Here is an 11,615-nt window from a genome sequence, read left to right as displayed (position 1 = left end):
ACCGTCTTCATGGACTCCGGGTCGCCGTTGTTCCGTCCATCGCGCCGGAGCGCGCGAAAGCGGAGGCATCCGGTTCGATGCATCGCCGCGCCCGTCAACAGAAGGGCCGGATTGCTCCGGCCCTTCGCATAACGGCGGTATCGGAGTCCGCGCGATCAGCGCTTCCGATCCATGTCCGAGGAACCGCTCTCTCCGGGATCCGAAGATCGGCCGGACGAGCCGGTTCCCTGGGAAGAAGAGTCGCCGCCGTGACGAGAGCCGAGATTTTTCTCACGGTCTCGATCGTGCGAACGGTCGCCCGAAGTCCCGGACTCGGGGGAACCGGTTCCGCGGCTCGGGTCCGAATACGATTTCCTGTCGGCCATTCTGCGCTCCTTACCGGGCGAGCCCGGTGAATACGCGGGGCCCCATTGCCCCACCCTTCCGAGGAGCAAGATTCGTTCCTTGAATCTATTGAAAACAGACGGTTTCCGTCATTCCGGCTGGAGGGATTTCTTCGGCCGATCCGCGGCCCGGAGCAGCGAGGGCGCGATGAGAAGCGCGCCCCCGTAGAGCACGAATGCCGCGAACCGGCCGGCCGGCGTGCCGTTCGGAAGGTCGTCCACGACGAGTTTCACCGCCCCGATCCCGATCGCCGCGTAGACGAGGTACCGGAGATCCCGCGCCCGGCCGCGCGCGAGCGCGGCGAGCAGCACGACGCTCCCCGCGAGCACGGCCATCCGGACCGTGGAAAGCCCGCGCGAGGCGGCCCCCGACAGCGTCAGGCCTGCAAGGAGGGACACGACGGCCGCCCCGGTGCCCCCCGCCGCGACCGCGGCGGCGAGGAGTCGGACAGCGCGGCGAGCCGGATCGGCGCGCGCCGGGCCGGCGAATGCGAGCCCCGCGACGAAGGCGGCCGAAGCGAGGCCCGCCCATGCGGCCGCGCGGAATTCCAGACCCGCCCCTTCGGGCACGCGCAGGAACGCGGCGACGATCGCGCCGAAGAGGCCGCAGAAAGCGGCGGCCATCAGATAGACGGCGCAATGACCGGCCGCGGTCTCCCGGCGGGGCCGCCCCAGCGCGGCCGCGAGCGCCGAGGCCGCCGCTCCCCAGAGGATCGCGCGCGGGAACGGCCGAAGCGCGACGGCCCCCCCGAAGACGGCCATCAGCAGGCCGAGCGACGCCGAAAGATGGAAGTTGGCGTCGAGCCCGCGCGCGGGGGAGAAGAACCGGAACGCGACCACGTAGAAGGCGGCGGAGGACGCCAGCGCGGCGGCGGCGATCACGGGTTCGCCCCCGACTCCCGAACGCGCGATCGCCAGAGCTCCGCCGAACCCCGCGGCCAGAGCCGTCGCGGATTGGAGGAACTCGAACACGGTCGCCGATCGCCGCCGCGACACCGTTCGCACGCCGACCAGCGCGAGCGTCGAGAGAGGGAGCAGGAGCGCGACGGCGAGGGCGATCGCCGGCGACGTGCCGCGGTACGCTCCGGGCAGCCCCCCCTCCCGCGCCACGACGGCGGCGAGCGACGGAACGGCGAGATCCGCCGCGATGGCGGCGATCCATCGGGGGCCGGGCCACCGGCGCGCATACGCGAGCGCCCCGGTCGCGGCCGCGAGAGCGACGAGCGCCGCCGCCGCGAGATCGATCCTCCCCGCCGCCGGCGCGAGCGCGGCGAAGAGGAGAGCCGACGCGGCCGTCGCGACCCAGGCGAGCGCCGGGCCCGCCTGCCGGGCGGCCGCCGCGAGGGCGATCGCGGAGACCGCCGCCGCCGCCCCGATCGACGCGCGCGGACCGAAAACCTTGAGCCGCGTCGTGGCCTCCCAGATCAGGGGAAACGCGATTCCGATCCCGGAGAGCCCGTCGAAGAGCCCGGCCGCCGCGGCGCCGCGGAGCGCCAGGAGGAGCCATCCCGCGCCGTACGCGAGCCCGAGCGCGACGCCGAGTCCCGTCGACAACGCGCCGCTCTCCGTGAGCGCGCGGATGAGGAAGCCGCCGCCGAGCGCGAGGACGGTCCGGCCGAGAAGCGCGAGCAGGCTTCCGGACGCGAACGTCGAAGTTTCCGCGGCGGGGTGCGGGACCGCCTCGCTCTCGGGAAACGCCGCGGCCGTCTCGGCCGGGAGCCGCTCTTCCATCCGCCGGATCCTTTTCTCCAGCGCGTCGAGCCGCCGCTCGATCTCTCCGAATCTTTCGGTCATCGGCGGTCACCCCCGGGGCCCGCCGGACGAGGCCGCCTCAGGCGGCTTCCGACGTCGCGGTTTCCTTCTCCTCGGGCCAGGGAGGGAGGACGATGAGGAGCACGAAGAGGATGGCGAACGGAAGGAGCAGCAGCGCGATCGCCGGGAGGAGCCCCTCTCGCGTCGCGAAGGCCATCTTGTAGGTCGTGTAACCGAGGAAGCTCTTCGAGAAGAGCTGGCCGCCGATCACGACGTTCCACCGCATCGCGAAGATGCCGACGAGCGTGAGCATTCCGGCGATCGCGTAGAACGTCTTCCGCGCCGGCTCCGACAGGCGGACGAGCTGCGTCAGCGCGAGCATCGCGAGCGGCACGAGCGTGCCCAGCCCGATCTGCATGACGACCTGCGAGACGTAGAGGCGGGTGTGGACCATGAAATCGAGGCTCTTGAACGACTCGTCCGCCTCGTAGATGCGGTGGATCAGGTCGAGCATCTCGAGGGAGAAGTCGATCAGGAACGCGTAGAAGAAGTAGCGGGCGATCGTGTCGACGCAAGGCATGTCGATCACGCGTCCCTTCATGAAGCTGATCGCCATGTACATCAGCATCACGAGCGCGATCCCCGAGACGATCGCGGAGAACAGGAAGACGACCGGCATCAGGGGCGTCGACCACCAGGGGTTCGCCTTCACGGATCCGAAGATGAAGCCGACGTACCCGTGCAGGAGGAACGCCGAAGGGATTCCGATGATCGTCAGGAACCGCCCGACCTTGTCGTCGATCTCGAGCGATTCCGGAGAGATGTTGTCGGACCCGAGGGCGAGGACGCGATACAGCGTGCGCTTCCATCCGGTGCTCTCGCGGGCCGTGAGGACGATGTCCCTGCGGTAGTCGAGCCAGATCTCGAGGACGAGCACCGCCATCAGATACCAGAGATAGACGAAGCCGAACATCGCCATCGCCGACGACGTGTGCGGCGTGAGGTACATCTCGATCGACCGCTCCGGGTGGCCGAGGTGCAGCTGGAGCGGCAGCGGGGCGACGAGGAGGAACGCGAGGGCCGTCAGGAGCGCGAGCCGGTAGGTCGGCTTCACCGCCGCGACGTTGAACACCCTCTCGAGCGACGCGAGAATGAAGGCGCCCGCGACGAGCCCCGTGATGAACGGATACAGGACGATGAGGATGCTCCACTGGAGATCCACCTCGTTCGGGTACATGAACCCCTCGACGGCATGGAGAAGAGTCTGCGCGTCCATCGTCGTCTCCTATCGCACCGAACCGTCGAGCCCGTTGTAGAAGGCCTTCGAGCCGGTCGCCATCTGCGGTTTGAGGACCTGGACCTTGTGCTCGCGCAGGAACGCGTGGATCGGGTCGTTCGGGTTCCGGAGGTCTCCGATCATCCGCGATCCCGTCGGGCAGTTCTCGACGCACGCGGGGAGGAGTCCCTTCGTGATCCGGTGATAGCAGAGATTGCACTTGTCGACCGTGTGGGTGCGCGGATCGATGAAGCGGCATCCGTAGGGGCACGCCTGCACGCAGTAGCGGCAGCCGAGGCAGTACGACTTGTCGACGAGGACGACGCCGTCCGGCGACACGAAGGTCGCTCCCACCGGGCACACCTGGACGCACGGCGAATGCGCGCAGTGGTTGCAGAGCTTGGGCACGAAGAAGGTCCGGGCGCCGTCGCCCTTCGGATACTTGTCCGGGAATCCGTCGTATCCGCCGTTGGGGGAATCGACGTCCGGATGCTCCATGTCTTCGCCGCGGACGTGGTACCGCTCGACCCAGGTCCGGAAGTACTCCGCCTCGAGAGGCACGTCGTTCTCGGCCTTGCACGCGCGGACGCAGTTTCCGCACCCGATGCACTTCTCGATGTCGAGCACCATCGCCCACCAGTGGTCGGCGGCCGCGTAGGCGGCGGGCTCGGGCGTCGCGCCCGCGAGGAACGTCTCGATGACCTTCGCCGTCGCCGCCGTGACGATCAGGTACTTTCCGGCGGTGGCGAAGAACGCCCGGCGGTCGACCGTCATGACTTTCCCTCCTGCTCGGGATGATGGGGACGGTGGCAGGACGTGCACTCGACCCCTCCGGCGTGTTCCTCGGGGTCGATCTGGGGGAACTTCGCCGGCCGTCCCACGATCGCGCGATGGCACGTCAGGCAGAGGCGCTCGGGCGCGAGCTTCGCCGGCTGGACCCCCGGATCGTCCGCGTGCTTGGCGAGCGGTCCGTGGCACGCCTCGCAGCGCACGTTCGCGTGTCGGCTCCCCTTCTGCGCGTCGGCGACGTCGCTGTGACAATCGAGGCACGCCGTCTTCCCGCCGAAGTGGACGGCCCGTTTCGCGTTGTCCGCGAGCGCGCCCGCGCGGTAGTGGCCGTAGCGACCGAAGTCGGAGGGCACCAGGATCCCGCGCAGAACGAAAAACGCGGCAATTCCGGCCGCGAAGAGCGCCGCGACCCGAAGGAGATGGCTGCCGTCTCGAAAGAGTTTTCGCATCGTCCGTTTTCCTGCGCTGAATCTAGGGGCGCGTCCGGCAGCGACACAGGTGCAAACGCATCATTTCGCTCGAACGCGCGCACCCGCGGCGCGCCGTGACGATTCCGCGGGATCGTCGCGTTCAGCCGCGCCGTTTTCGCGTCCGCCTTCCTTTTCGCCACTGTGCCGGGGCCCACCGAGGAACGTGGAGACTCGTCTTTTCCCGGACGAGGCGCGCTCCTCTTCTCCTTCCCGTCGATCCGCTCGCCGTCGTCGCCGCGGGCCGCGCTCGCGGACGCGGTGCCCAAGGTCTTCGCGCGCGCCGCCGCGTTCGTCAGGTGCCCGGAATCGATCGAACGGCGCATCCGGACGATCGGGCGGCCATGCCGGCCCACGTTGTAGGGTCACGCGAAGATCGATCCCCGGAAATTCAGCTCCTTCGGGATCGGGGCTCCGGACGCGCTTCACCTCAGCCGCCGACGTCTCGTCGGAGTTTCTTGAAGAGACCGGGGCTCAGGCCGCGTTCACTTCGCGGGAGCGGGAGCCGCCGACGGCGGTCGGTTGGCCGCCAGCAGGCGGGCGACGACTTCGTCGTAATACGGCTTCTCCCGAAGGCCGGCGTACTTCCCCGGGAAATACACGAGCGTCAGGTCGGCCGTCCCCTGCTTCGCGTCGAAGTTGTTGAGAACGACGGCGCACCGCTGGTCCCGCGAAAGGCGGGTGTTGTCGATCATCGGAAAATCGAAATATCCGACCCAGAACTCGGTGGCCGTCGTCTCGATCCCGTCCCCCGCTCCGGGAGTCCGGATCGTCAGCCGCAGGTCCACCTCCTGCGTCTTCGGGTCCGCCGTCAGCGCTTCGAGGCGGAAATTCCGGCGGATCCCTTCGGCGGCGAGGTCCTGCGCCACGAACCCGGCCGTCGTGTCTCCCGGCCCGGCGAACTCGAGCTTCCGCGTGTCGAGCGTCGCGTCGAATCTCTGGCCGCCCTCTTCGAGGACGAGCATCTGCTTCTTCGTGATCTCTCCGGCGACGCGGTTGAGCCGGGCCATCCAGTCGCCCCGATCCCCGGTCTCCATCACCTCGCGCTGCACGTGGAGAAAGAGAGGTTTGAGATTCAGCGACTCGTGGAAGTTGTAGACGAGGAGCTCGAGATTCAGCACCTGGTCTTCGAGGCTCGACGAACCGGTCCGCAGGAAAGAATCGATGATCGACTTGAACATGTCCTTGCGGAGCGCGCTCTCGGACTCTTCCCGCTTGCTGATGAGTTCCGAATAGAGGCGGGCGTTCGTGTCGATCGTCTGCATCCGCTCGCGGAGCGCCGCCTCCTTGGATTCCCTGTCCCGAAGGTAGCTCGACGTCCAGAATCCGACGATCGCGACCGCGAGGGCGGTCAGCAGCCCGCCGAGGGGCTTCAGGACGATCTCCGCCTTGTCCCACGGGTCGCGGACGCGAGGTTCGGGCACGGCTATTTCCGGGACAGCGTGGCCTTGCCGCCGGAGCGCTCCAGGACGAGGTCGTAACGGGCGGATTTCTCGTAGACCGTGACCGGCATGGACGGACTTCCGGCGGCCGAGGAAACCGACAGGACGCATTTCCCCGTCGCGTTCACCTTCAGCGAGTACGAGCCGTACGCGTCCGTCTTCGTCTCGGCCGCGGCATCGCCGCAGGCCAGGCGCAGCGTCGCTCCGGCGCCGGCGGGCTTGCCCTGTTCGCTCAGCGTTCCGTAGATCTCTCCCGCGCGGGCCGCGGACGCGGCGAGCAGGAGACCAACGAGGATGGCGGCGGTTCTCATGCGTCCTCCTTCCGGGATCTTCTCCCAACAGGAGGGGGCGCGGCGAAATTTCCCGGAGAGGGGGCCGGTTTCAGACGGCCGACAGCGTCAGCTCGTGCTCCGCCGCGGTCGGACCGGCCGCCGTCCGGCTCGAAATCTCGAAGAGGGGAGGCTCTTCGAGGTGGCGCTTCACGCTGCACTGGTTGACGGAGCGAAGCAGGGCCGCGCGGTATTTCTCCGGAAAACCTTCCGGCAGGTCGATCGCGATTCGGACCCTCGCGACCTTGTTGTGCGCGTCGTCCCGCTCGGTCTCCAGCGCCGCGCGCAGCCCTCGGGTCGAAAGACCCCGCTCCTGGCAGAACCGGAGCGCGTAGTAGCCGGCGCACGCCGCGATCGAGACGAGAAAGAGATCGAACGGCGAGGGAGCGGTTCCCCCGCCTCCGGAAGACGCCGGCTGATCGGTCGGCACGACGAAACCGTCGACCCGTCCCTCTACCGCCAGACCTCCCGGAAAGCTGACCTCGATCATCGGAGCCTCCCGGAACCATGGTGGCGGCGCGGCGGTCCCGCGTCATGAAGCGTCTGCATCAGACGGCCGCCTCCCTTGCCGCAGGAGGCGGCGGAGTCGAAGTCTTCCGGCTCGCCGCGCCGACCGCGCCGAGCCGTGGTGCGATTGCATCAAGCCGCGCGGCCGGTGCCGGCACAAGATGGACCGGAGGAGAAACCCGCATGACACCCTGGCTCGCCGAGGACATCATGAATCCCGACGTCCTCACCGTCGGGCAGGACATGCTCGTCCGGGATCTCGCGCTGTTCCTCACGGAGCACGAGATCTCCGGAGCGCCCGTCGTCGACGCACATGGCCGGCCGGTCGGCGTCGTGTCGGAGACCGACGTCGTGAGCGTCGACCGGGCCGGTCGGAAGGACGACGGCGAGCCTTCCGCCTATTACCGGCGCGCGTTCGAAAACCGCTTCTCGATCGACACGATCCGCGGACTGCGGGTCGAAGAGGAAGCGCTGACGGTCGGCGACATCATGACGCCGATCGTGATCTCGGTCGGACGCGACATGCCGGTGTCGCACATCGCGCGCCTGATGCTCCAGGACCACATCCACCGCGTGATCGTTCGCGAGGGGGAATCGATCGCCGGGATCGTGACGAGCTTCGACATGCTGAGGCTGTTCGTGGACGACGAATCCGCGGAGGTCCTGAGAAAAACAGGATAGTCACCCCGATCGTCAGGAACGGTCGTGACGGGATCTCGGCCGGACGGCGTCAGAGAGAACCCAACGGCTCCTTCGGCATGACCGCCCACAAAATGACGTACGCCAGGATCCCGGGAAACCCCACCGAAAGGATCGAGAGCAGAACGTAGCCGACTCGAACCGCCGTCGGGTCCCAGCCCGCGGATTTCGCGATTCCGCCGCAGACTCCCGCGATCATCTTGTCGGTCCGCGACCGTCGAAGCGCCATGGCTCGCCTCCCCACCCGGTATTACGGAAATCGCGGCCCGCGGTTCTCGGATCCTCCGCGCGGCCCGATGTTCGCCCGGCACCGGCATCCCCCGGAACCCCGTGGCGCTCGCCTTGCCAAAAGCCAGGATCACGATCGCCGCGGGTGCGATGACCCGTTCGAGCAGCCGGGAGGAGGACATGCAGGTCGAGGGGCCACCGGCTCCTGTACGTTTCCGGCGGGAACGCGGGCGGCGAAGACGGCGGCGGCACGCCGTTGACGGCCAACCACCACGAATACGCCTTCGGACTCGAGAATCAGGCGGCGGAAAGCGTCGACGAAGCGGGACGCGGAACCGCGGCGGTCGAAAGACGTCGGCCGAATTTCAGGATGGCCTGGAACTTCGGCAACGGGCATCGCGGATTCCCGCAGGCACAGATCGGGCGCGGAACGTTCTTCGAGACCTTCATCGTTGTACCTCCTTCGGACGACGATGAGAGACAAAGCAGGCCGCGTGCCAACTTCCCGTCGGCGCGCTCGGGGCCCCGATCCGACGCGAGGTGATCCAGACGGATCTGTCGCGCGCGCTCGCGCGGCGATCTGATGACGATGGTCCAGGAGGAATCATGGAAGCCACGCTGCCGATCGGGTATGTCGGGAAGAAGGGGACCCTCTACTGCTCCCGCGTCTGCGCCGCCTCGCGGGGAGAAGCCGACGCGATCGCGGTCGACGAGCAGGAGTACGACGTTCTCACGGAGTCGGGAGAACTCTCCGCCAACGCGGTCTGCCCCGCTTGCGGATCCGATTTCGCGGTCGTCTGGCCGGACGCCCGGTAGCCGCTCTTCGGCCCTCCGCCCGGGCGGAAGCTCCGGCGCGACGCCGGCCCCGCGAGCTCACCCCTTGACGCAGGCGACCGGTCGGACCCGGGCGACGCGCTTCGAGAGCCCGACGGCCTCCGCGACCGCCGCGACTTCCTCGACGTCCTTGTAGGCTCCCGGGGCTTCTTCCGCGGCACCCGCCGCGCTGTGGGCCTTGATCACGATTCCCCCGGCGCCGAGCTCGCGGATGAGCGCCTTGCCCTGCCAGAGTTTCTTCGCCTGCGTGCGGCTCATCTTCCGCCCCGCGCCGTGGCAGGACGACGAGAACGCGCGGGACTCGGACTCCCGGGTCCCGGCGAGGATGAACGAATACGTCCCCATCGTTCCCCCGATCAGGACCGGCTGTCCGACCGCTTTGTATTCGTCGGGCAGCTCCGGATGACCCGGTCCGAACGCGCGGGTCGCGCCTTTCCGGTGGACGAAGAGCTTCCGCGGAAAGCCGCCGACGACGTGCTCCTCGGCCTTGCAGGTGTTGTGCGAGACGTCGTAGAGGAGCGTCAGCCGTGCCGCGGGAAAATGGCGGTCGAAGACTCTCCGCACGAGCGAGCCGATCACCTCCCGATTGGCGAGCGCCCCGTTGATCGCCGCGCGCATCGCTCCGAGATACTCCTCCCCCTCCGGAGAACGGATCGGCGCGCACGCGAGCTCGCGGTCGGGAAGGAGGATGCCGTAGCGGGGCCCGGCATTCGCGAGCGACTGCATGAACTCCGTGCCGATCTGGTGCCCGAGCCCCCGGGAGCCGCAGTGGATCGTGACGAGGAGGTCTCCGCCCTCGACGCCGTAAGCCGCGGCGGCGGCCTCGTCGAAGACCTTGTCGACCGCCTGGAGCTCCAGGTAGTGGTTGCCGGATCCCAGCGTTCCGACTTCGCCGTGCTGGCGATCCCTCGCGCGCCGGCTCACCGCCCGGGGGTTCGCGCCGGCCACGCACCCGCGCTCCTCGACGCGCGGCAGGTCCGCCGCCTCTCCCCATCCTCGCTCGACCGCCCAGCGGGCGCCCCCGAGCAGCATCTGGTCGAGCTCGGCGTCGTCGAGGCGGATGGCTCCCTGCGAGCCGATCCCGGCGGGCACGGTGCGGTAGAGGTCGTGAGCGACCGTCTCCAGCTTCTCTCCGAGATCCGCCGCCTTCAACCCCGTCCGGTAGGTCCGCACGCCGCACGAAATGTCGAAGCCGACGCCGCCGGCCGAGATCACGCCCCCTCGTTCCGGGTCGAACGCCGCGACTCCTCCGATCGGGAAGCCGTAGCCCCAGTGCGCGTCCGGCATCGCGAAGGATGCCTCGACGATGCCGGGGAGCGACGCCACGTGCGTCACCTGCTCCCGGACCTTCTCGTCGAGCGCCTCGACGAGCGCGCGGCTCGCGTAGATCCTCCCGGGGACCCGCATCGCACCGGACGCCGGGAGATCCCAGACGTTCGGTTCGACCTCGGTGAATCCGCCGACCCGTGCCGCCGCGACGGACGATTCCATGCCGAACCCCTTTCCCTAGACGTCCACGACGCACTGGGCGAGCCACCGCCCGTCGGATCGGGCGACCCGGGTCGCGGTGTACGTCGCCCCTTTGGGCTCGACCACTCCCTCGTGCCGGGCGGGGTCGAACCTCTCCCCCGCGGCTTCTCCGCGCAGGCGGAAGATTCCGCGGTCCCGATCTTCGTCGATGCGGACGCGGAACCGCGAGAAGAGGACGCGGCGTCCGTCGAAGAGCGAGATCAGCTCGTTGAGATACGCGATCAGCAGCGCCTCGAGGTCGGACGCCTCCACCGTAAAGGTCTCTTCGATCTCGGGACGCACGAGCTCGAGATCGGCGTCGATCAGGTGGAACAGCCCGCCCGCGGCGCCCGCGAAGGCCTCCGACGGGGATCGGCCGAAGCCGCGGACTCCGACGTCCGCCCCGTGCTCGAAGTACTCGTGCACGCTCCCGAGCGTACGCGAACTCCGAATCGCCCGCATGACGCGTTCGGGTCATTCCGGACAGGCGCGCGAAGGTCGGGAGGCCGGAAAAGCGTGCGCGCAAGCGCTATCATTCGCCCCCATGGCCGACGAACCCTCCACCGCCGATCGTCGTTTCTTCTCCGCGCTCCTTTCCGGCAATCTCGGCGCGCTCGACGACCTCCTCACGCCGGACTTCCTCCTGGTCGACGTCGCGCGCGGCGGCGAGATCGGGAAGGAGGCGTTTCTCGCCGCGATCCGCACGGGACGACTCTCCTTCGAACGGATCGACGCCGGCGAGCCGCGCGTGCGCGTCCACGGAACGGCGGCGATCGTCACCGGCCGAACGTCGATGGCCGGACACGCGGGAGATGCTCCGTTTTCGGCCAAGAGCCGGTACACGCACGTGTTCGTGGTCGCCGACGGAAGGTGGCGGCTCGCTTCCGCGCAGGGGACGCCGATCGCCGAAGACTGAACCGCTGTCGAAATCCTGCGGCCGGCGTTGGCCGGGGCTCGTCCTTCTGCTCTAATCTCGAATCGACCGGTGATGCGCCGCTTCACGTTTCTCCTTTCCGCGCTCCTCCTCTTTTCGCCCGCCGCCCGGGCGGACCGCGATCCGGACATCACGGTCGGCTGGATCAGCCGGACGCCCTCGATCGATTACGTATGGGACAGCCCGCATCCCGACCGGGACGGATGGCCGGCTCCCGGACAGCCGGTCGCCTGGATCGCGCACGTCCGGAACTGGAAGGCGGTTTCGCGACCGGCGCTCCCCTTTCGATGGACGCTCGACGGAACCGAGATCGCGTCCGGAACCGTCGATCTTCCGGCCTCGTCCTCGACGACCGTCGAGCTGCCGTGGACGTGGACGTTCGTCCGGCATCGGCTGACGTTCGCGATCGACGGCGACGGCGAGAACACGCTGACGGTCTTCACCGACGCGATCTCGATCGGCTTCT

The 11,615-nt window shown here is 68.6% G+C and carries 15 protein-coding genes; 4 read left to right on the top strand and 11 right to left on the bottom strand.

Features of this window, described 5'->3' with window-relative positions; genetic code table 11:
- Positions 1-473: 473 nt before the first annotated feature.
- The 7 genes from VFS34_05390 to VFS34_05360 all read right to left on the bottom strand — a co-directional run bounded on the left by VFS34_05390 (position 474) and on the right by VFS34_05360 (position 6,928).
- Complete coding sequence (locus tag VFS34_05390) at positions 474-2,177, bottom strand: hypothetical protein (GenBank protein ID HET9793877.1); 1,704 nt, start codon at positions 2,175-2,177, stop codon at positions 474-476.
- Between the two features lie 37 nt (positions 2,178-2,214).
- On the bottom strand, positions 2,215-3,411 hold the full coding sequence (gene nrfD / locus VFS34_05385) for an NrfD/PsrC family molybdoenzyme membrane anchor subunit (GenBank protein ID HET9793876.1): 1,197 nt from the start codon (positions 3,409-3,411) through the stop codon (positions 2,215-2,217).
- A gap of 9 nt (positions 3,412-3,420) precedes the next feature.
- Positions 3,421-4,185, bottom strand: coding sequence for a 4Fe-4S dicluster domain-containing protein (locus VFS34_05380; protein ID HET9793875.1), 765 nt, complete (start codon positions 4,183-4,185; stop codon positions 3,421-3,423).
- A complete protein-coding gene (locus tag VFS34_05375; GenBank protein ID HET9793874.1) occupies positions 4,182-4,649 on the bottom strand; it encodes a multiheme c-type cytochrome in 468 nt (155 codons plus the stop codon). Before VFS34_05375 ends, VFS34_05380 begins: the two co-directional genes overlap by 4 nt.
- A 503-nt stretch (positions 4,650-5,152) precedes the next feature.
- Complete coding sequence (locus VFS34_05370) at positions 5,153-6,091, bottom strand: hypothetical protein (GenBank protein ID HET9793873.1); 939 nt, start codon at positions 6,089-6,091, stop codon at positions 5,153-5,155.
- Positions 6,092-6,093: 2 nt separating this feature from the next.
- Positions 6,094-6,420, bottom strand: coding sequence for a hypothetical protein (locus tag VFS34_05365; GenBank protein ID HET9793872.1), 327 nt, complete (start codon positions 6,418-6,420; stop codon positions 6,094-6,096).
- A 70-nt stretch (positions 6,421-6,490) separates the two neighbouring features.
- The gene (locus VFS34_05360; protein ID HET9793871.1) at positions 6,491-6,928 is read right to left on the bottom strand and encodes an OsmC family protein; all 438 of its coding nucleotides are present in this window, start codon (positions 6,926-6,928) and stop codon (positions 6,491-6,493) included.
- 200 nt (positions 6,929-7,128) lie between these two features.
- On the opposite strand from VFS34_05360, the gene VFS34_05355 reads away from it, so the two are divergent.
- Positions 7,129-7,626, top strand: coding sequence for a CBS domain-containing protein (locus tag VFS34_05355; protein ID HET9793870.1), 498 nt, complete (start codon positions 7,129-7,131; stop codon positions 7,624-7,626).
- A 49-nt stretch (positions 7,627-7,675) separates the two neighbouring features.
- Here the strand turns inward: VFS34_05355 and VFS34_05350 are convergent, their stop codons facing one another.
- Together VFS34_05350 and VFS34_05345 are read right to left on the bottom strand one after the other, a co-directional pair.
- Positions 7,676-7,873, bottom strand: a complete 198-nt coding sequence (locus tag VFS34_05350) for a PspC domain-containing protein (GenBank protein HET9793869.1) — start codon at positions 7,871-7,873, stop codon at positions 7,676-7,678.
- Between the two features lie 296 nt (positions 7,874-8,169).
- Positions 8,170-8,322: a hypothetical protein gene (locus tag VFS34_05345; protein ID HET9793868.1), complete on the bottom strand. Its 153-nt coding sequence runs from the start codon at positions 8,320-8,322 to the stop codon at positions 8,170-8,172.
- Positions 8,323-8,478: 156 nt separating this feature from the next.
- On the opposite strand from VFS34_05345, the gene VFS34_05340 reads away from it, so the two are divergent.
- Positions 8,479-8,688: a hypothetical protein gene (locus VFS34_05340; protein HET9793867.1), complete on the top strand. Its 210-nt coding sequence runs from the start codon at positions 8,479-8,481 to the stop codon at positions 8,686-8,688.
- 57 nt (positions 8,689-8,745) lie between these two features.
- On the opposite strand, the gene VFS34_05335 is transcribed toward VFS34_05340, so the two are convergent.
- Both VFS34_05335 and VFS34_05330 read right to left on the bottom strand, forming a co-directional pair.
- Complete coding sequence (locus tag VFS34_05335; protein ID HET9793866.1) at positions 8,746-10,197, bottom strand: RtcB family protein; 1,452 nt, start codon at positions 10,195-10,197, stop codon at positions 8,746-8,748.
- A 15-nt stretch (positions 10,198-10,212) separates the two neighbouring features.
- On the bottom strand, positions 10,213-10,641 hold the full coding sequence (locus VFS34_05330) for an archease (GenBank protein HET9793865.1): 429 nt from the start codon (positions 10,639-10,641) through the stop codon (positions 10,213-10,215).
- A 118-nt stretch (positions 10,642-10,759) separates the two neighbouring features.
- Between VFS34_05330 and VFS34_05325 the strand changes: the two genes are divergently transcribed.
- Together VFS34_05325 and VFS34_05320 are read left to right on the top strand one after the other, a co-directional pair.
- Positions 10,760-11,131: a nuclear transport factor 2 family protein gene (locus tag VFS34_05325; protein ID HET9793864.1), complete on the top strand. Its 372-nt coding sequence runs from the start codon at positions 10,760-10,762 to the stop codon at positions 11,129-11,131.
- A 69-nt stretch (positions 11,132-11,200) separates the two neighbouring features.
- A partial coding sequence (locus tag VFS34_05320) for a hypothetical protein (GenBank protein ID HET9793863.1) occupies positions 11,201-11,615 on the top strand: 415 nt, incomplete at its 3' end.

The sequence above is a fragment of the Thermoanaerobaculia bacterium genome (genome assembly GCA_035717485.1).
Taxonomy (GTDB): domain Bacteria; phylum Acidobacteriota; class Thermoanaerobaculia; order UBA5066; family DATFVB01; genus DATFVB01.
The sequence above is the reverse complement of the archived record's forward strand: the minus strand, read 5'-3'. Positions and strand labels throughout refer to the sequence as shown.

Coding starts and splice junctions, on each gene's coding strand:
- VFS34_05350 (HET9793869.1), bottom strand. CDS start 7,873: ATGGCGCTTCGACGGTCGCGGACCGACAAGATGATCGCGGGAGTCTGC.
- VFS34_05340 (HET9793867.1), top strand. CDS start 8,479: ATGGAAGCCACGCTGCCGATCGGGTATGTCGGGAAGAAGGGGACCCTC.
- VFS34_05335 (HET9793866.1), bottom strand. CDS start 10,197: ATGGAATCGTCCGTCGCGGCGGCACGGGTCGGCGGATTCACCGAGGTC.
- VFS34_05390 (HET9793877.1), bottom strand. CDS start 2,177: ATGACCGAAAGATTCGGAGAGATCGAGCGGCGGCTCGACGCGCTGGAG.
- VFS34_05355 (HET9793870.1), top strand. CDS start 7,129: ATGACACCCTGGCTCGCCGAGGACATCATGAATCCCGACGTCCTCACC.
- VFS34_05375 (HET9793874.1), bottom strand. CDS start 4,649: ATGCGAAAACTCTTTCGAGACGGCAGCCATCTCCTTCGGGTCGCGGCG.
- VFS34_05325 (HET9793864.1), top strand. CDS start 10,760: ATGGCCGACGAACCCTCCACCGCCGATCGTCGTTTCTTCTCCGCGCTC.
- nrfD (HET9793876.1), bottom strand. CDS start 3,411: ATGGACGCGCAGACTCTTCTCCATGCCGTCGAGGGGTTCATGTACCCG.
- VFS34_05365 (HET9793872.1), bottom strand. CDS start 6,420: ATGAGAACCGCCGCCATCCTCGTTGGTCTCCTGCTCGCCGCGTCCGCG.
- VFS34_05345 (HET9793868.1), bottom strand. CDS start 8,322: ATGAAGGTCTCGAAGAACGTTCCGCGCCCGATCTGTGCCTGCGGGAAT.
- VFS34_05360 (HET9793871.1), bottom strand. CDS start 6,928: ATGATCGAGGTCAGCTTTCCGGGAGGTCTGGCGGTAGAGGGACGGGTC.
- VFS34_05380 (HET9793875.1), bottom strand. CDS start 4,185: ATGACGGTCGACCGCCGGGCGTTCTTCGCCACCGCCGGAAAGTACCTG.